This is a genomic window from Streptomyces sp. CB01373, assembly GCF_002803075.1.
GTDB lineage: Bacteria > Actinomycetota > Actinomycetes > Streptomycetales > Streptomycetaceae > Streptomyces.
On the sequence record NZ_NNBK01000013.1, the window covers coordinates 246596 to 264418 of the forward strand.

At 69.5% G+C, this 17823-nt stretch carries 17 protein-coding genes, 1 tRNA gene and 1 pseudogene; 8 read left to right on the forward strand and 11 right to left on the reverse strand.

Annotation, left to right across the window (positions count from 1 at the left end; genetic code table 11):
- Nucleotides 1–29: 29 nt before the first annotated feature.
- A complete protein-coding gene (locus CG719_RS22905; RefSeq protein ID WP_100570544.1) occupies nt 30–1607 on the reverse strand; it encodes a serine/threonine-protein kinase in 1578 nt (525 codons plus the stop codon).
- Nucleotides 1608–1686: 79 nt separating this feature from the next.
- Nucleotides 1687–2235: a helix-turn-helix domain-containing protein gene (locus tag CG719_RS22910; protein WP_100570545.1), complete on the reverse strand. Its 549-nt coding sequence runs from the start codon at nt 2233–2235 to the stop codon at nt 1687–1689.
- A 182-nt stretch (nt 2236–2417) separates the two neighbouring features.
- Here CG719_RS22910 and CG719_RS22915 point away from each other — a divergent pair.
- A tRNA-Ala gene (locus CG719_RS22915) sits at nt 2418–2490 on the forward strand.
- Nucleotides 2491–2571: 81 nt separating this feature from the next.
- Here CG719_RS22915 and CG719_RS22920 read toward each other — a convergent pair.
- Both CG719_RS22920 and CG719_RS22925 read right to left on the reverse strand, forming a co-directional pair.
- Complete coding sequence (locus CG719_RS22920) at nt 2572–2838, reverse strand: hypothetical protein (protein ID WP_100570546.1); 267 nt, start codon at nt 2836–2838, stop codon at nt 2572–2574.
- A gap of 139 nt (nt 2839–2977) precedes the next feature.
- Complete coding sequence (locus CG719_RS22925) at nt 2978–3682, reverse strand: DUF5324 family protein (RefSeq protein WP_100570547.1); 705 nt, start codon at nt 3680–3682, stop codon at nt 2978–2980.
- Nucleotides 3683–4069: 387 nt separating this feature from the next.
- Between CG719_RS22925 and CG719_RS22930 the strand changes: the two genes are divergently transcribed.
- Both CG719_RS22930 and CG719_RS22935 read left to right on the forward strand, forming a co-directional pair.
- On the forward strand, nt 4070–4603 hold the full coding sequence (locus CG719_RS22930; protein WP_100570578.1) for a peptidylprolyl isomerase: 534 nt from the start codon (nt 4070–4072) through the stop codon (nt 4601–4603).
- Between the two features lie 166 nt (nt 4604–4769).
- The gene (locus CG719_RS22935) at nt 4770–5693 is read left to right on the forward strand and encodes a rhomboid family intramembrane serine protease (RefSeq protein WP_100570548.1); all 924 of its coding nucleotides are present in this window, start codon (nt 4770–4772) and stop codon (nt 5691–5693) included.
- Nucleotides 5694–5963: 270 nt separating this feature from the next.
- Here CG719_RS22935 and crgA read toward each other — a convergent pair whose 3' ends face one another.
- Nucleotides 5964–6218 (reverse strand): cell division protein CrgA, encoded by a 255-nt coding sequence (gene crgA, locus CG719_RS22940; RefSeq protein WP_100570549.1) that lies wholly within the window; start codon nt 6216–6218, stop codon nt 5964–5966.
- Between the two features lie 140 nt (nt 6219–6358).
- Between crgA and CG719_RS22945 the strand changes: the two genes are divergently transcribed.
- From CG719_RS22945 to CG719_RS22965, 5 genes and pseudogenes are all read left to right on the forward strand, one after another.
- Nucleotides 6359–7135, forward strand: a complete 777-nt coding sequence (locus CG719_RS22945; RefSeq protein ID WP_100570550.1) for a DUF881 domain-containing protein — start codon at nt 6359–6361, stop codon at nt 7133–7135.
- A 174-nt stretch (nt 7136–7309) separates the two neighbouring features.
- Nucleotides 7310–7518: pseudogene (locus tag CG719_RS22950) on the forward strand (hypothetical protein).
- Entirely contained in the window at nt 7515–8153 is a 639-nt protein-coding gene (locus CG719_RS22955) for an aminodeoxychorismate/anthranilate synthase component II (RefSeq protein ID WP_100570552.1), read from the forward strand. Before CG719_RS22950 ends, CG719_RS22955 begins: the two are co-directional and overlap by 4 nt.
- On the forward strand, nt 8150–9322 hold the full coding sequence (locus CG719_RS22960; RefSeq protein WP_100570553.1) for a class E sortase: 1173 nt from the start codon (nt 8150–8152) through the stop codon (nt 9320–9322). Before CG719_RS22955 ends, CG719_RS22960 begins: the two co-directional genes overlap by 4 nt.
- Before the next feature lie 14 nt (nt 9323–9336).
- A complete protein-coding gene (locus CG719_RS22965) occupies nt 9337–10110 on the forward strand; it encodes a class E sortase (RefSeq protein ID WP_100570554.1) in 774 nt (257 codons plus the stop codon).
- Between the two features lie 75 nt (nt 10111–10185).
- Here CG719_RS22965 and pknB read toward each other — a convergent pair whose 3' ends face one another.
- From pknB to CG719_RS23000, 6 genes are all read right to left on the reverse strand, one after another.
- A complete protein-coding gene (gene pknB / locus CG719_RS22970) occupies nt 10186–12156 on the reverse strand; it encodes a Stk1 family PASTA domain-containing Ser/Thr kinase (protein WP_100570555.1) in 1971 nt (656 codons plus the stop codon).
- Between the two features lie 169 nt (nt 12157–12325).
- Entirely contained in the window at nt 12326–13813 is a 1488-nt protein-coding gene (locus CG719_RS22980; protein WP_100570556.1) for a peptidoglycan D,D-transpeptidase FtsI family protein, read from the reverse strand.
- Complete coding sequence (locus tag CG719_RS22985) at nt 13810–15243, reverse strand: FtsW/RodA/SpoVE family cell cycle protein (protein ID WP_100570557.1); 1434 nt, start codon at nt 15241–15243, stop codon at nt 13810–13812. Before CG719_RS22985 ends, CG719_RS22980 begins: the two co-directional genes overlap by 4 nt.
- Before the next feature lie 27 nt (nt 15244–15270).
- The gene (locus tag CG719_RS22990; protein ID WP_234375714.1) at nt 15271–16809 is read right to left on the reverse strand and encodes a Stp1/IreP family PP2C-type Ser/Thr phosphatase; all 1539 of its coding nucleotides are present in this window, start codon (nt 16807–16809) and stop codon (nt 15271–15273) included.
- A gap of 121 nt (nt 16810–16930) precedes the next feature.
- Nucleotides 16931–17446, reverse strand: coding sequence for an FHA domain-containing protein FhaB/FipA (locus CG719_RS22995; protein ID WP_100570559.1), 516 nt, complete (start codon nt 17444–17446; stop codon nt 16931–16933).
- A 10-nt stretch (nt 17447–17456) separates the two neighbouring features.
- Nucleotides 17457–17823, reverse strand: a 367-nt coding sequence (locus CG719_RS23000) for an FHA domain-containing protein (RefSeq protein ID WP_159024939.1), incomplete at its 5' end; no start/stop codon positions are given.

Genomic DNA, 17823 nt, shown 5'->3' on the forward strand with positions numbered 1-17823 from the left:
GATTGGCTGGGACCGGCCTGTGGCGCGCCTTACAGACGGCTCAGTGCCCAGAAACCGACTGCGTAGCAGGCCAGCGCGAGGAGCAGCAGCGGGATCGCCACCGTCGCGGGCGGGCCGGGGCGGCGGGGCCGTCCGGCGCGGTGGCGTGAGGCTCCCCGCGCCGGAACGGGAACCTGCGGGGCCTGGGCGGTGTACGAAGCGGTGGAGACATCAGCTCGCTGCCGCGAATCGGGGGAGGACAGCACGTGGGTGGGGTCGTGAGGGGAGACGTGGGCCGCGGGTTCGAGCGGCGTGCCACCGGGCGGGGGCGGGGCGGCCGGTGCCGGGGGGACGGCCTGCGGGGGCGTGGTGTGCGGGGGCACGGCAGGGGATGGAAGAGCGTGCGGGGGAGCGCCCTGGGGCGGTGGAATCTCCCGCGCCGGGGCGGCGGGGCGGGGCGGTGGCAGGTGGAAGCTGCCCGTGTCGGACATGGTGGAGGGCTGGGGCGGCTCCGACGGCAGACCGCTGCCGTCCGTGCTCGGTGCCGACCCGGTCCCCTCCCGGGGATCGAGACGCGGGTCCGGCACGCCCCCGCTGCCGGAAGCGGCACCCACACCGGAAGCCACGGAACCGCCGTTACCGGGAGCGGCGGCCCCGGCACCGGGAATCCCGGAACCGCCGACCGAACCGACCGAACCGGCCGAACCGGACGCCGCCGTCCGCCCGACCGTCACCCCAGGGCTCCGGGTGAGCGGACCCTCGGGTCCGAACCCCGGTGGCAGCGGGCCGAGTTGGTCGAAGATCTCGATCAGCTCGTCGTCGGGGCCCGGCTCCGGCAGGAGCTCGGCGCACGCGGCAAGAGCCTTGCGCGCACCGGTCGCGGTACGGAACCTGGCCTGCGGATCGGGTTGCAGCAAGTTCGCCACGACCTGCCACAGCGGCTCGGGAACGCCCTTGGGCGCACCGGGAGTTCCGTGCTCGGCGAAATACTCCACGAGCGCCTTGGCGTCCGGCTTGGCGCCCTGGAGCAGATAGAGGGCGACCAGACCGGTGGCGAACAGATCGGCGGGGAAGTCGGGTTCGGCGCCCATCATCTGCTCGGGAGCGAGGTAACCCGGTGTCCCCACCACCAGGTTGGTTTCCGTCAGCCGCGGTTCGCCCAGCCGCATCGCGATGCCGAAGTCCGACAGCCGCAGCCTGGGCCGGCCGGTTCCGGTGGCCTCCAGCAGGATGTTGGCGGGCTTGACGTCACGGTGCACGACACCCTCCGCGTGCACCGCCGCGAGGCCCGAAAGCAACTGGTCGAGCAGAGTGCGTACGAACGCCGGGGGCAGTGGGCCGTAGTCCCCGACCAGGTGGACCAGGGAGCCGCCGGCCACCAGGTCCATGGTGAACAGGACCTGGTCGTCGTCGGCGGCCCAGCTGGCCGGCGCGAGCACATGGGGGTGGTCGATCCGCAGCGCCTGCTCCCGCACGAAGCGCAGCAGGGAGTGCGCGTCGCGCTGTTGGAGGACCTTGGCGGCCACGTACCGGCGACGGCGGTGGTCCCAGGCCCGCCACACCGCGCCGACTCCACCGCGCCCGACCGGGTCGGCCAGCTCGTACCGGCCGGCGAAGACCTCACCCATGGCTGTGCGTCGCTCCTCCCCCTGGGGCTGTCCCCCCTTCGGATTCCCCCTCGACGCGCGATTCGCCCCCCCCGCGGTGTCAGTTCTGGTGGGACTGGTAGTGCGTGACCGCGTCCGAGGTGCGGCCCGCGCCGTACACCCGGAGGAATTCCGCCAGTTCGGGGTGGCTGGGGGCGAGGGTGTTCGCGGCATCGATGATGTCACCGGCCGCAGCGACCGAGCGGAGCAGCGACTGGATCTCGCGGACCACCCGCTTGACCGTCGGCGCCCCCGAAGTGTTCGACGTGTGCGTGGTGTTGCTGAGCACCGAGCCGCCCTGGGACCGCTTGATCTCGTCCATGCGCTCGGTCGCCTCGGCCGCGCTGACGCTGCCGTCCGCCACCTGGGCCGCCAGCTCCTGGAGAAGTTGCACGCGTTGGACCACCGCAGGGTTGCCGATCTTCGCGCGCTGGCCGCTCATCAGCTGCGACAGCATCGGGGCGGACAGCCCCAGTACTCCCGCCAGCCGGGCCTGGTTGAGCCCGAGGTCGTCTATGAGCTTGCGGAAGAGCGCCCCCAACGGCTCCCCGTACCAGTTCCGCTGCAGTTCCCGCGCTTTTGCGGTGGCTTCCTGCTGTGCGGCGTCCATTGCGTCTCCCCATCGCTTCCCCAAGAACCGCGGTTCGCTGTAGCGAACCACGCGGAGCATCTTACGGAGAGTGGTCGGCCGCGGGGAGCCCCAATCTTTTTGCGAGATCCGGGGGGTGACCCGGTACTCTGGTCTGCGGCACCCGACCGGTGGACGGATCTTCCGGCCGGATGCTGTCTTCCGGGGCCTTAGCTCAGTTGGTAGAGCGCTGTCTTTGCATGGCAGATGTCAGGGGTTCGACTCCCCTAGGCTCCACCGGTGAAATGCCCTCTGATCTGCGGAAACGTGGTTTCGGAGGGCATTCTTCGTGTGTGCGGTGCGCACGCACGGCGACGGCTACGCCGGGAGTTCCTCCACGTAGCGCTTCGCGAAGAGGAGCGAGACGTACGGGTAGGTCTGCCGTACCGCCTTGATGGCGGCGACGTCGCCCTGCTCCCTGCGCACCCGCTGGACCCTCTCCTCGTCGACCTGACCCCGGAACCCCTCGAAGGATCCGTAGCGCTCCCAGAACGCCTTCTCGCGCCTTTTCGAGGCACGCTCCCCGGCGACTGCCAATGCCGCCGTGACGCCGATGGCAACGGTTCCTGTGATTCCGTCGAGCATGGGGTCCCCCTCAGATCTTGTCGGTGCCCAGGCAAACTCAACCTACCCGCTCGCGGAACGGGACCCGTGTGATCGCGACAAAAGCCCGCCTGACCTGTGGACACACCGGTCAGGCGGGCTCTTCCGTCTCCGGGGGCAGCTACTCGTCGCGGTCCGACGTCTCCTCGTCCTCCTTCGCCTGGACCTCGGGGTCCAGCACGGACTGGCCGGTGCCGTCCACGGACGTCAGCCGGCCCGACTCGGGCACCTCCGTCGCGGCCGGCGGTTCCACCAGCCAGTCGGGGTTGGCCTGCTTGTCCCACCACTTCCAGGCGGCGAAGGCGCCGCCGGCGAGCGCGCCCGCCAGCGCGAGCAGCTTCACCGCGCGCCCGGCCCGCGCACGCCGCTGCTGCGTGCGGGCCAGCTTCTGGATCTTCCGGGCCGGGACCTGACCGCGCAGCGCCACCAGCGCTGCGGCACCGCGCGCCGCGGCCTCGTCCGCGACCGGCGCCGCCGCGGCCATCGCCTGCTCGATCCGCGGCCGGGAGTACTCGGCGGCCTGCCGGGCGGCCCGGCGCGCCCGGCAGGCGGCTTCCTGGGCGGCCTGGTCGATCTTCGGCGGCACATGGGCCATGGCCTGCGTGCGGGCCTGTTCCAGCCGGGGTGCGACATAGGCGCCGTACTGGACGCGGGCCTGGTCGGCGGCCAGCGTCACCTTCGGCGCGAGCCGTACGCGTGCCTCGTGTGCGTAGTGCGCGGCCCTGTCCCTGGCCGTGTCGGCGTAGGGCGCCACCACTTCCGCGGCGTGCAGCACGCTGTCCTTCGCCGAGCCGGTCGCGGCGCGCACGCTGTCGATGCGGGTCACGGGTTCCTCCTCCTCGGTGGCGTACGGTAATTCGACTTTCCACCCTTTTACGGATCATGCCTGCCAACGGGCCCGGTGGCATGTGCGACCGGGCATCCGGGTCACGGGTGACGCACGTGGTCACCGCGCCGGCCCTGCCGGCCGGAAGTCCGCCGAAAGGCGGGCACGTGCGGCAAGGGCTGAATCGATGGGGGATGAATGCGGAGCAACAGGAGCTTGTCGTCGACAATGCCACGGATCGCCGCGCCGCGCTCCCGCCCGGGACGACTCGCCCGGTTCTCCGCAACCGGATCGGCGGATCTCCCCGAGGGAACCGACCGCCGGGCGACGCACGGCGCGGGCCGTGCGAGGATCGGGGAGTCACAGGAAGACAACGGAAGGCAGATCGTGGCTGAGCAGCTCTACGCCACCCTGAAGACCAACCACGGCGACATCGAGGTCCGGCTCCTGCCGAACCACGTTCCCGAGACGGTCCGGAACTTTGTCGAACTCGCCACTGGCGAGCGTGAGTGGACCCACCCCGCCACCGGCGAGAAGTCCAAGGCGAAGCTCTACGACGGCACGGTCTTCCACCGGGTGATCAGCGGTTTCATGATCCAGGGCGGTGACCCGCTGGGCAACGGCACCGGCGGTCCCGGCTACCAGTTCAAGGACGAGTTCCACCCGGACCTCTCCTTCGACAAGCCCTACCTGCTGGCCATGGCCAACGCGGGTCCGGGCACCAACGGCTCGCAGTTCTTCATCACCGTCGGTCCGACGGCCTGGCTGAACCGCAAGCACACCATCTTCGGCGAGGTCACCGACGCGGCCAGCCAGAAGGTCGTGGACTCCATCGCGACCGCGCAGACCAACCCGCGCACCGACCGCCCGCTCAAGGACGTCGTCATCGAGTCGGTCGTCGTGGAGACCCGCGAAGGCTGAGTGAAGGGCTCGTCCCGACATCTCCGCGAGGGAACCAAACGCCCCGCTTGTCCGTAAGGATGGGCGGGGCGGTGCGTTGCCCACGAGCAGCCGCAGCCGTGTTTCGCGGCGGGCCGGCGGGACCAGTAGGACGAGCAGGACAGCAGGACGAATCGAGGGGAACCCCATGGACCAGGCACCAGGCAGCCCGACGGGCCCGACGGGCCAGGACCCGGCGGACCAGGGCCCGCCGGACGCCCACAGCCTGCCGACCTGCTACCGCCATCCGGGTCGCGAGACCGGCATTCGCTGCGTCCGCTGCGACCGGGCGATCTGCCCCGAGTGCATGGTCGACGCCTCTGTGGGCTTCCAGTGCCCGGACTGCGTCCGCGGCGGCTCCGGCACCGGCCACCCGCCCGCCGCGTCGCGGCCCCGCACGCTGGCCGGCGGCACCATGACCGCCGACCCCCGCCTGCTCACCAAGATCCTCATCGGGATCAATGTCGCGGTGTTCATCGCGGTCAGCGTCGACTCCTCGCTCGTGGGCAACCTGTTCCTGATCGGCGCCTGGCCGCCGGCTCCCTTCACCCCCACCTCGGGTGTCGCGGCCGGCGAGTGGTACCGCCTGGTGACCTCGATGTTCACGCATCAGGAGATCTGGCACATCGGCTTCAACATGCTGAGCCTGTGGTGGCTGGGCGGCCCCCTGGAGGCGGCCCTGGGACGGCTGCGCTATCTGTCGCTGTACTTCGTCTCCGGGCTGGCGGGCGGAGCGCTGACCTACCTGCTTGCCTCGCCGAGCCAGGCCTCGCTCGGCGCCTCGGGCGCCATTTTCGGCCTGTTCGGCGCCACCGCGGTGCTGATGCGCAGGCTCAACTACGACATGCGGCCGATCATCGCCCTGCTGGTGATCAACCTGATCTTCACCTTCAGCTGGAGCGGCATCGCCTGGCAGGCGCACATCGGCGGCCTGGTCGCCGGTGTCGTGGTGGGGTACGCGATGGTGCACGCCCCGCGCGAGCGGCGTGACCTGGTGCAGTACGGCACGTGCGCGCTGGTGCTGGCGGTCGTCGTCGTGTTGACGGTGCTCAGAACGGTTCAGCTCACCTGAGAGCGTCCGTTGTCCACAACCGGTGTCGGATCTTGTGCATAGCGTGCGGGAACGGGTGCGCCCCCTGCCGATGTCCTGTGTTGTCGCAGGTCAGGCAGGGGGCGTGCACGCTCTGGAGGAGCGGTGTGACAGTCGTACCGGTGTCAACGGCAGGCGGGTTATCCACAGATCATCAGCGTTTTCCCCAGGCAGCATGTGGAAATTTTCACCAGCCTGTGGATAACTCAGCGGATAGCCGTGGGCAAAGCTGCGTTCACCGGAAGGACGACGTCACTTCCACTGCGTGGAGACGGCGAACCCGGCGGCGATGAAGCCGAAGCCCACGACGATGTTCACGTTGTCGAGGGCCTTGATGGGCAGTGAGCCGTCGGTCACGTAGAAGACGACGATCCAGGCCAGCCCGATGAGGAACAGCGCCAGCATGACGGGCGCGACCCAGCCGCGGCCCTCCAGCTTGATACTCGCCGCCTGCTTGGCGGGCGGCGGCGTGTAGTCGGCCTTCTTGCGGATACGTGACTTCGGCACGAGGGTCTCTCCTGTCGATGCGCTGGTGGCCGCGCAGGGAACTGGGCTGGCTCCGGAGCAGCGTACAAGGGCACTCCGAGCACTCCCCCGGACGTCCGTTAGCGTAGTGCTTCCGCGGCGCCGAAGGAGATAAGGGTACGTTGACCAATTCCGCCGACTTCTCGGGGACGGGTGCCGGCCCGGCCCGCACGCGCCGCCCGAGGCCCGTGCGGATCCTTACCGTGGCCGTCTTCGCCCTCGCCGGGCTGATCTTCTTCACCAGTTTCAACACGGCCAAGGGCACCAACATCCGCACGGACACGTCCCTGCTGAAGCTGTCCGACCTCGTCCAGGAGCGCAGCCGGAAGAACAAGGAACTCGACGAGTCCAACGCCGCCCTGCGCGACGACATCGAGTCCCTCGCCGCGCGCGACGACGGCGGCAAGCCCCAGGACGGCAGGCTGACCGGCCTGGAGAAGAGCGCGGGCACGCAGAAGCTCACGGGCAGGGCGATCACGGTCACGCTCAACGACGCCCCGCCCGACGCCACCGCGAAGCTGCCCGGCTACCCCGAGCCGCAGCCCGACTACCTGGTGATCCACCAGCAGGACCTCCAGGCCGTGGTCAACGCGCTGTGGAACGGCGGCGCCCAGGGCATCAAGGTGATGGACCAGCGGCTGATCTCCACCAGTGCGGTGCGCTGCGTGGGCAACACGCTGATCCTCCAGGGCCGCGTCTACTCGCCGCCGTACAGGATCACGGCGGTCGGCGACCCGGCGAAGCTCCAGAAGGCGCTCGCGGACTCCCCGGCGATCCAGAACTACATGGTGTACGTCAACGTCTACGGCCTGGGCTGGAAGGTCACCGACGACGGAACCGCCACCCTGCCCGGCTACTCGGGCACGGTGGACCTGCACTACGCGAAGCCCGTGCAGTAGTCGTACTGGTGAACGGAACGGCCCGGTTCGCGTATCGGATCGACAAAGGGCCGTACAAAAACGGGTCCGCGGTCGTTGAGGTGATCGACGCTGTTGCCACGTACGTCCGGGCGCAGGCGGTTTCCGCACGGCTCACGGAGGCCGGGAAACCTCGGGCGCCGCGCCGTTAGTCTGGTGGCGTACGGCGTGAGTCTGGTGCCGTGGGAGACGGAAGGGACGGCATGTACGGCTGGATCTGGCGGCATCTGCCGGGGAACGCGTGGGTGAGGGCGCTGATCTCACTGGTACTCGTCCTCGCCGTGGTCTACGCCCTGTTCCAGTACGTCTTCCCGTGGGCCGAACCGCTGCTTCCCTTCAACGATGTGACGGTGGACAACCAGTGAGTGCGCGGATTCTCGTCGTCGACAACTACGACAGCTTCGTCTTCAACCTGGTCCAGTACCTGTACCAGCTGGGGGCCGAGTGCGAGGTGCTGCGCAACGACGAGGTGTCGACGGCGCACGCGCAGGACGGCTTCGACGGCGTACTGCTCTCGCCGGGTCCGGGCACGCCCGAGCAGGCCGGTGTCTGCGTGGAAATGGTCCGGCACTGTGCCGCGACCGGTGTCCCCGTCTTCGGCGTGTGCCTGGGCATGCAGTCGATGCAGGTGGCCTACGGCGGTGTGGTGGACCGCGCGCCCGAGTTGCTGCACGGCAAGACCTCGCCGGTGGAGCACGAGGGCACGGGCGTCTTCGCGGGCCTGCCCTCCCCCTTCACGGCGACCCGCTACCACTCCCTGGCCGCCGAGCCGGCGACCGTGCCCGACGAGCTGGTGGTCACGGCGCGCACGCAGGACGGCATCATCATGGGCCTGCGGCACCGTGAACTCCCCGTCGAGGGCGTGCAGTTCCATCCCGAGTCGGTGCTGACCGAGCACGGGCACCGGATGCTGGCCAACTGGCTGGCGGAGTGCGGCGACAAGGAGGCCGTGGCGAGGTCGGCGGGGCTCGCCCCGGTGGTGGGCAGGGCCACGGCGTGACCGCGCTGCGCCCCGAGCGCGAGACGGACACCTCGTACGGGCAGCAGTCGTACGGGGGACCGGACGCGTTCGAAGGGTGGTACGGCGCCGGCCAGGCGCAGGGTGTGCCCCAGGACCCCTACGCCGCGTCCTACGGGCCGCAGGGGGCGGCGCCCCAGCAGGTCGCCCCGAACGTGCCCCCGCAGGGCGCGGAGCCCCCGCAGGGCGCGACGGGGGCGCCGTACGGGTCCTCGGGCGACGCGACGGCGTATCTGCCTCCCGTCGACGACGAGACGATGGCGCTGCGGATCCCGGAACCGCCGCCTGGCGCCTCTTCCGCCGCGCAGGCCTCCTCGCCCTCGCCGGGTGGGCGCGCGGCCCGCAGAAAGGCCGCCAGGCGCCGTAACGGACGTCGTGGGGCCGCTGGCGGCCCGCTGCCGGAGGAGGACAGCCCGGCGGACCGGTCGTCGGCGCCGCTGTCCCGGATGGAGGCGCGCCGGCAGGCGCGGGCGCGCAGGGCGAGCCCGGCCGTGATCGCCAGCCGGGTCATCGGCGAGCTGTTCATCAGCACCGGTGTGGTGATGCTGCTCTTCGTCACCTACCAGTTGTGGTGGACGAACGTCCGGGCGCACGCGCAGGCGGGCAGTGAGGCGCACCAGCTCCAGGACGACTGGGCGAGCGGCAAGCGCAGCCCCGGGACGTTCGAGCCGGGGCAGGGCTTCGCCCTCCTGCACATCCCGAAGCTGGACGTGGTGGTGCCCATCGCGGAGGGCACCAGCAAGGCGAAGGTGCTGGACAAGGGCATGGTCGGGCACTACGGCAAGGGCGATCTCAACACGGCGATGCCCGACGCGAAGACGGGCAACTTCGGGCTGGCGGGCCACCGCAACACGCACGGTGAGCCGTTCCGGTACATCAACAAGCTCTCGCCGGGCGACGCGATCGTCGTGGAGACGCAGGACACGTACTTCGTCTACAAGATGGCGTCGATCCTGCCGGTGACCCCGCCGGCCAACATCAGCGTCCTCGATCCCGTTCCGAAGGGGTCGGGCTTCACCGGACCCGGCCGTTACATCACGCTGACCACGTGCACACCGGAGTTCACCAGCAAGTACCGGATGATCGTCTGGGGCAAGATGGTCGAGGAACGGCCGCGCAGCAAGGGCAAGCCGGATGCGCTCGTCAGTTAAAGGGCGGATGAACAGTGGCAGCGACCACGGACGACACGGCAGGGCACACCGACGGCCGCGAAGGGCACGGTGACGCGTCGGGCGCCGGCCGAGGGCGGCGCCGCCGGGGGACCGGCCCGCTGGCCCTCGCCGTCAGCGTCTTCGGTGAGCTCCTGATCACGACGGGTCTGGTTCTCGGCCTGTTCGTCGTCTACTCCCTGTGGTGGACGAACGTCCTGGCGGACCGCAAGGCCGACCGGGAGGGCGGCAAGGTCCGCGACGAGTGGGCGCATTCCGTGCCCGGCGGCCCCGGAGCGCTGGACACCAAGGACGGCATCGGCTTCCTGCACGTGCCGTCCATGCACAACGGCGAGGTCCTGGTCAAGAAGGGCACGGCGGAGGAGATCCTCAACGACGGGGTGGCCGGCTACTACACGGACCCCGCCAAGGCGACCCTTCCGATGTCCGGCAAGGCCGGCAACTTCACCCTCGCCGCCCACCGGGACGGTCACGGTGCCAAGTTCCACAACATCGACAAGATGCGCGTGGGCGATCCGGTCGTCTTCGAGACCAAGGACAAGTGGTACGTCTACAAGGTCTACGACATCCTCCCGGAGACCTCCAAGTACAACGTCCAGGTCCTGTCCGCGGTCCCCGAGGAGTCGGGCGTCAAGAAGCCCGGCCACTACATCACCCTGACGACCTGCACGCCGGTGTACACCTCCCGCTACCGCTACGTGGTCTGGGGCGAACTGGTCCGCACGGAGAAGGTCGACGCCAGGCGGACCCCGCCGGCGGAACTGCGATGAGCTGACCGGCGTACGACGGAGCCCCGGTTCCCCTTGTTGGAGGGGAGCCGGGGCTCCGAGTGCCGGGGTCGGGGGTCAGCCGCCGAAGAAGCCGCCGTTGCCCCTGTTGTTGCCTCCCCCGAAGGTGGTCAGCGTGATCTGGGTGCTGCCGGGGTCGTCGACCTCTTGCCCCTCGCCCGGATCCTGCTTGAAGACCACCGAGTTGTCGTCCTGGTTGCTGCCATCGGCGAACTGGACGTTGGTGAAGCCCTCAGCCGCGAGTATCTGCCTGGCCTCCGCCACCGTTCGGCCGCGGACGTTGGGCACCTGCTTCTTCTGCTGCTGGAACTTGCCGACCTGGATGTTCACGTTCGCACCCTTGTCGACCTGCTGGCCGATGCCCGGGTCGGTCTGGACGACCTTGCCGTCCCGGTTGGGGTCGTCGGTGGGCACCTCGCTGCACGTGCTGTTGAGGTTGACGCCCTGAAGCACCTGCTGGGCCTCTTGGCAGGTCTTGCCCGAGACGTCCGGGACCGCGACCTGCCTCTTCTCCGTGGCGACCGTGAGCGTGATGGTGGAGCCCTTCTCCACCTTCGTGTCGCCCTTGACGTCCTGGTCGATGACTACATCGGGATCCTGGTCCGACTCCTGGGTCTTCTTCTCGACCTTGAAGCCCAGATCGTCCAACTGGGACTGCGCCGCCTCGAAGCTCAGGCCGCGGACACTGGGAACCGTCACCTTCGGCGCCCCGGTCGACAGCACCAGGTTGACCGTGTCGCCCTTCTTGACCTTGCCGTCCTTGGGTTCCTGCGAGCAGACCCTGCCCTTGGGCTGGTCGTCGCAGGTGTCCTGGGTGAAGGCCACTTCGATGCTGGCGTTCCTGGCCGACTCCTGGGCCTCGCGCTTCGTCTGGCCGACGAAGATGGGGACGTTCAACTCGTCGTTGTTGACGCCGTTGCTGCTGAAGGCGTACATGCCGATGAAGATCGCGCCGACGAGGACCAGGAGGCCGGCGACGATCAGCATGATCGTCGAGGTGTTGGACTTCTTCTGACGGCGCCGGTCGGGGCGGTCGTCGTAGCCGTAGCCGCCGTCGTCCGGGTTCATGGGCGGCAGCATCGTCGTCGCGCCCGCGGCTCCGGCGTCGGAGCGCAGGGCGGTGGTCGGCTGGTCGTCGGGGTAGCCGCCGTAGCCGACCGCGCCCATGGCGGCCGTGGCCGCGACCGGCTGGCCGTCGAGGCAGGCCTCGATGTCGGCGCGCATCTCGTCGGCGGACTGGTAGCGGTAGTCGGGGTCCTTGACCAGCGCCCGCATCACGATCGCGTCCATCTCGGGCGTGATCTCCGGGTCGAAGACGCTCGGCGGCTGCGCCTCCTCGCGCACGTGCTGGTAGGCCACCGCGACCGGGGAGTCACCCACGAAGGGCGGGCGGACCGTCAGTAGCTCGTAGAGCAGGCAACCTGTCGAGTACAGGTCCGAGCGCGCGTCGACCTGCTCGCCTTTGGCCTGCTCGGGAGACAGGTACTGGGCGGTGCCGATGACGGCCGCGGTCTGGGTCATGGTCATGCCGGAGTCGCCCATGGCGCGGGCGATGCCGAAGTCCATGACCTTGACCTGGCCGTTGCGGGTCAGCATGACGTTGGCAGGCTTGATGTCGCGGTGGACGATGCCGCTGCGGTGGGCGTACTCCAGGCCCTGGAGAATGCCGATGGTCATCTCCATGGACCGCTCCGGCAGCAGCTTGCGGCCGCTGTGCAGCAGTTCCCGGAGCGTGGAGCCGTCGACGTACTCCATCACGATGTACGGGATCGAGACCCCGTCGATGTAGTCCTCGCCCGTGTCGTAGACCGCGACGATCGCGGGATGGTTGAGCGAGGCGGCCGACTGGGCCTCCCGGCGGAACCGGGCCTGGAAGGAAGGGTCGCGCGCCATGTCGGCGCGGAGCGTCTTCACCGCCACGGTGCGTCCCAGCCGGGTGTCATGCGCGAGGTACACCTCCGCCATGCCACCACGGCCGAGCACATGGCCCAGCTCGTACCGGCCGCCGAGGCGACGCGGCTCTTCCATAGCTAGCTACCAGCCCTCTCCGTCGGTCCCGACCGGCACCCTTGTGCCGCCGGAGGCTGCTGTCCGGGCCTACCGTACCCGGCTCGCTCTGTGTGACTTGGCCAAGCCCGTCACCCGATACAGGACCGGTATCGCAACGTGCACCGATGTGAAGGGAGCGTGACAGGACTCACTGCCTGGCGCTGATGACCGCCTCCATGACGTTCTTCGCGATGGGAGCCGCCAGGCCGCCGCCGGAGATGTCGTCGCGGTTGGCGTTGTTGTCCTCGACCACCACGGCCACGGCGACCGGCGAGCTGCCGTCGGCGAGCTTGGCGTAGGAGATGAACCAGGCGTACGGCTTCTCGCTGTTGTCGACGCCGTGCTGGGCGGTACCGGTCTTGCCGCCCACCGTGACGCCGTTGATCTTCGCGTTCTGGCCGGTGCCGTCCTTGACGACGGTCTCCATCATCGACTGGAGGATCTGGGCGTTCTGCGAGCTGAGCGGCCGGCTCAGCTCCTGCGGCTCCGTCTGCTCCAGGGTGTCCACGCTGGGCGACTGCAGCTTGTCGACCATGTACGGCTTCATCAGCTTGCCGTCGTTGGCGACGGCGGAGGCGACCATGGCCATCTGGAGCGGGGTGGCGGCGGTGTTGAACTGGCCGATGGAGGACAGGGCCGTCTGCGACTCGTTCATGTCGTCGGAGAACACCGAGGCGTTGCTGCGCACCGGCGTGAACTGCTCGCTGTCGAAGCCGAACTTCTTCGCCTCCTCGAGCATCTTGTCGTTGCCGAGGTCCGCGCCGATCTTGCCGAAGACGGTGTTGCAGGACACCCGCAGCGCCTCACGCATGGTGGCGTCCTTGCAGGGGATGTTGCCCTCGTTCTGCAGCGGCGTCGTCGTGCCCGGCATGATCCACGGCAGTGGCGAGTTGGTGGCTTCGTCCGCCGACTTGTACAGGCCGTTCTCCAGCGCGGCGGCCGCGGTGACCACCTTGAAGGTGGAGCCCGGCGGGTAGGTCTCGCGCAGTGCCCGGTTCAGCGTCGGGTCGTTGGGGTCGGCCGTCTTCTGGAGCTTCTGCCAGGCCTCGCCGTCCTTGTTGGAGTTGCCGGCGAACGACGACGGGTCGTAGGACGGGTAGGACGCCAGGGCGAGGATCTTGCCGGTGGCGGGGTCGAGGGCCACCGCGGCACCCTTGCCGCCGACCTTCTTCAGGCCGTCGTAGGCGGCCTTCTGCGCGGCCGGGTTGAGCGTGGTGACCACGTTGCCGCCCTGCTTGGGCTTGCCGGTGATCATGTCCAGGGTGTTGCGGAAGAACAGCCGGTCGTCGTTGCCGGTGAGGATGCCGTCCTCGATGGACTCCAGCTGGGTGGCGCCGAAGGCCTGGGAGGTGAACCCGGTGACCGGCGCCCACATGGGGCCGTCCTTGTACGTGCGCTTGTACTTGAGGTCGTTGAGTCCGTTGCTCTTGGTCTCGACCGACCCGGTGATCGGGTTGCCGCCGCCGACGATGATGTCGCCGCGCGGGGTCGCGTAACGGGCGATGGTGACACGGCGGTTGTGCTTGTCGTTCTTGAGGGTGTCGGCCTTGACGTACTGGATCCAGTTGTCACGGACGAGCAGGGTGAGTACGAGGAGACCGCAGAAGATCGCGATTCGGCGCAGGGGCTTGTTCACGGGCGGACCACCTGGGTCATCTCGGCGTCGGGGTTGGAGGCGGGAGCGGGCGCCGGTCTGCGGGCGGTGTCGCTGATCCGGATCAGGATGCCGATCAGGGCCCAGTTGGCGAGGACGGAGGAACCGCCGTACGCCAGGAAGGGCATCGTCATACCGGTCAGCGGGATGAGGCCCATGACACCGCCGGCCACGACGAAGACCTGGAGGGCGAAGGCGCCGGACAGGCCGACGGCGAGCAGCTTGCCGAAGGGGTCGCGGGCGGCCAGCGCGGTGCGCACGCCGCGTTCCACGATCAGGGCGTAGATCAGCAGGATGGCCATGAGGCCGGCCAGGCCCAGCTCCTCGCCGAAGGTGGCGAGGATGAAGTCGGAGTTGGCGGCGAACTTGATGAGGTCGGAGTGGCCCTGGCCGAGGCCGGAGCCGAGGGTGCCGCCGGAGCCGAACGCCCAGAGCGCTTCCATGGACTGCTCGGAGTGGCCTTGGACGCCCTTCTGGCTGAGCGCGTACTCCTTCATCGGGTTGAGCCAGGCCTGGACGCGCTGCTGGACGTGCGTCTCGAAGCTGGCCACACCGACGGCGCCGACGGCGGACATCAGCAGACCGAAGACGATCCAGCTGGTCCGCTCGGTGGCGACGTACAGCATGATGACGAACATTCCGAAGAACAGCAGCGACGTGCCGAGGTCGGTCTCGAAGACCAGGATCAGGATCGAGATGAACCAGACGACCAGGATCGGGCCGAGGTCGCGGCCGCGCGGCAGGTACAGGCCCATGAAGCGGCGGCTGGCGAGGGCCAGCGCGTCGCGCTTCACCATCAGGTAGCCGGCGAAGAAGACCGCCAGCACGATCTTCGCGAACTCACCGGGCTGGATGGAGAATCCGGCGACCGAGATCCAGATCTTGGCGCCGAAGATGTCCTGTCCGAGGCCGGGGACCAGGGGCAGCAGCAGCAGGATCAGCGCGCCGACCATGGAGATGTAGGTGTAGCGCTGCAGGACGCGGTGGTCCTTGAGGAAGATCATCACGACCACGAACAGGGCGATGCCCAGCGCCGTGTACAGCAGCTGCCGAGGCGCGGCCGTTCCCGCCTGGTCGATGGCCTGGAGCAGTTTCGACTGGTCCAGGCGCCAGATGACGACCAGTCCGAGCCCGTTCAGCAGGGTGGCCAGCGGCAGCAGCAGCGGGTCCGCGTACGGGGCGAACTTGCGGACGACGAGGTGCGCGACACCGGCCAGCAGACCGAGGCCCAGGCCGTAGCTCAGCAGGCCCGCGGGCACCTGGCCGTTGATGGCCAGGCCCACGTTGGCGTAGGCGAACACCGGGATGGCGACGGCGAAGACCAGCAGCGCGAGTTCGGTGTTGCGGCGGCTGGGCGCGCCGATCGCGCCGATCGTGGACGTGTGCTGCATCGACGGGTTGGTAGTGCTCATCGTGTGACAGGGCCTCTCACGGCTTGCCTACTGCTTACCGCACAGCGAGACGACCTTCTGCTCTTCCTCCGAGAGAGTGGGGCCGGGGCTGGGAGTGGACGCGGTGGCGGACGTGGACGGGGAGGACGGGGACTTGGCCGTCGACGGGTTCGGCGCCGGTGTCGCCTTGGACGTGAAGGCGGTGCGGGTGGTTCCCGTGGTGCCGCCCGCCTGGCCCTCCTCGGCCTTGGCGCCGTTCTTGTCCTCGGCGGTGCGGCGCTGGACCTCCTTCTTGCACGCGGAGGCCTGCACGGACAGCTCGTCGATCTTCTTCTGGGCGTTGGCCAGACCGCCCTCGGTGATCGTCGCTCTGACCTGCTGCTGCTGGTAGGGCGGCAGGTACTTGAGTTCGATCTCGGGGTGGTCGGCGTGGATCTTCGACAGCTTCAGCCACGCCAGGTCCTGGCTGATGCCCCGGTACAGGGCGACGTGCTCCTCGTTGGCGCCGACGAAGTACTGCGTCTGCGTCCAGCGGTGGCCGCCGTAGAGGCCGCCGCCGAGGACCGCGAGCGTGAGCACGCTGTAGAAGGAGCGCTTGAGCCACCTGCGGCTCTTGCGGGGTTTGACGAAGTCGTCCTCGCCGTATTCGTCCGCGGGGGCGTAGCCGGCGGTGTCGCCGCCGGAGCCGGGCGGGCCGAACTCGCCGCCACCGCCGCCCTGTCCGGGCACCTGGCGGCCGAGGCCCGAGGCGCGTCCGGCGGGGGTCTGCATGATGCCGTTGTCGTGCAGGTGGTTCTGGTTCTCGGCGACCGCGCCGACCACGACCGGGGTGTCGGAGAGCTGTCCGGCGAGGGTGTCGCCGGTGTCCAGGTCGAGGACGTCGGCGACGATCACGGTGATGTTGTCGGGGCCGCCGCCGCGCAGGGCGAACTGGATCAGTTCCTGCACGGTCTCCTGCGGCCCCTGGTAGCCGGCGAGGGTCTCCTCCATCGTCTGGTGGGAGACGACGCCGCTGAGGCCGTCGGAGCAGATCAGATAGCGGTCGCCGGCGCGTACCTCGCGGATGGACAGGTCGGGTTCGACGCGTTCGCCGCTGCCGAGGGCGCGCATGAGCAGCGCGCGCTGCGGGTGGGTGCTGGCCTCCTCCTCGGTGATGCGTCCCTCGTCGACGAGGCGCTGCACCCAGGTGTGGTCCTGCGTGATCTGGGTCAGCACGCCGTCGCGCAGGAGGTAGGCGCGCGAGTCGCCGACGTGCACCAGGCCGAGGCGCTGGCCGGTCCACAGCAGGGCGGTGAGCGTGGTGCCCATGCCCTCGAGCTGGGGATCCTCCTCGACCATGGCGCGCAGCTGGTCGTTGGCGCGCTGTACGGCGGTGCTGAGCGAGGTGAGGATGTCGGAGCCGGGGATGTCGTCGTCGAGGGCGACGATGGTGGAGATCACCTCGGAGGAGGCGACCTCGCCGGCGGCCTGGCCGCCCATTCCGTCGGCGATCGCGAGCAGCCGCGGGCCGGCGTAACCGGAATCCTCGTTGCCCTCGCGGATCATGCCTTTGTGCGATCCGGCGGCGAAGCGCAGTGACAGACTCATGCGCACCTCGCCCGTCGGCTCCGGGTACATCCGCACGGTGCCCACCCTCCGGTCGGGAGCGCGCCGGGGCCCGGGGTGCCGGCCGCCGTTGCGTGCTCGCTCCGCTCGCTCATTAGTCGTATTACTTCCGCAGCTCGATGACGGTCTTGCCGATGCGGATCGGCGCGCCCAGCGGGATCGGTGTGGGGGTCGTCAGCCGGGTCCGGTCCAGGTACGTGCCGTTGGTGGATCCGAGGTCCTCGACGATCCACTGACCGCCCTGGTCCGGGTAGATCCTGGCATGGCGGCTGGAGGCGTAGTCGTCGTCCAGCACGATCGTGGAGTCGTGCGCACGGCCCAGGCTGATGGTCTGGCCCTGCAGCGCGACGGTGGTACCGGTGAGGATGCCCTCGGTCACCACGAGTTTGGTGGGGGCGTTGCGGCGCTGGCGGCCACCGCCCTGCTGGCCGCGCTGCTGCGGCGGCGCCGCGGCCTGGCGCGCGGCCTGCTGCGGCCGGGCGGTCTCCCTGCGGGACCCCCGCTGGGTGACGCGCGTACCGAACAGGTCGCTGCGGATGACCTGCACGGCCACGATCACGAACAGCCACAGTACGGCCAGGAAACCCAGCCGCATGACCGTGAGGGTCAGCTCTGACATTGCCCCCGCTTCACCCTTCGGCTTGCCGGTAAATGATGGTGGTGCTGCCCACGACGATCCGCGAGCCGTCGCGGAGCGTAGCGCGGGTGGTGTGCTGCCCGTCCACCACGATGCCGTTGGTGGACCCGAGATCCTGGATCGTCGAGGGCGTTCCGGTCCGGATCTCGCAGTGCCGGCGGGAGACGCCGGGGTCGTCGATCCGCACGTCGGCCTCGGTGCTGCGGCCGAGCACGAGTGTCGGGCGGGAGATCTGGTGGCGATTGCCGTTGATCTCGATCCAGTGGCGGGTGGCGCCGCCGGCGGCCGGGGCGGGCGCGGGCCGCTGGGCGGCGGGCGGGTAGCCGTAGCCGCCGGGGCGGGCGCCGGGCGGCGGCGCG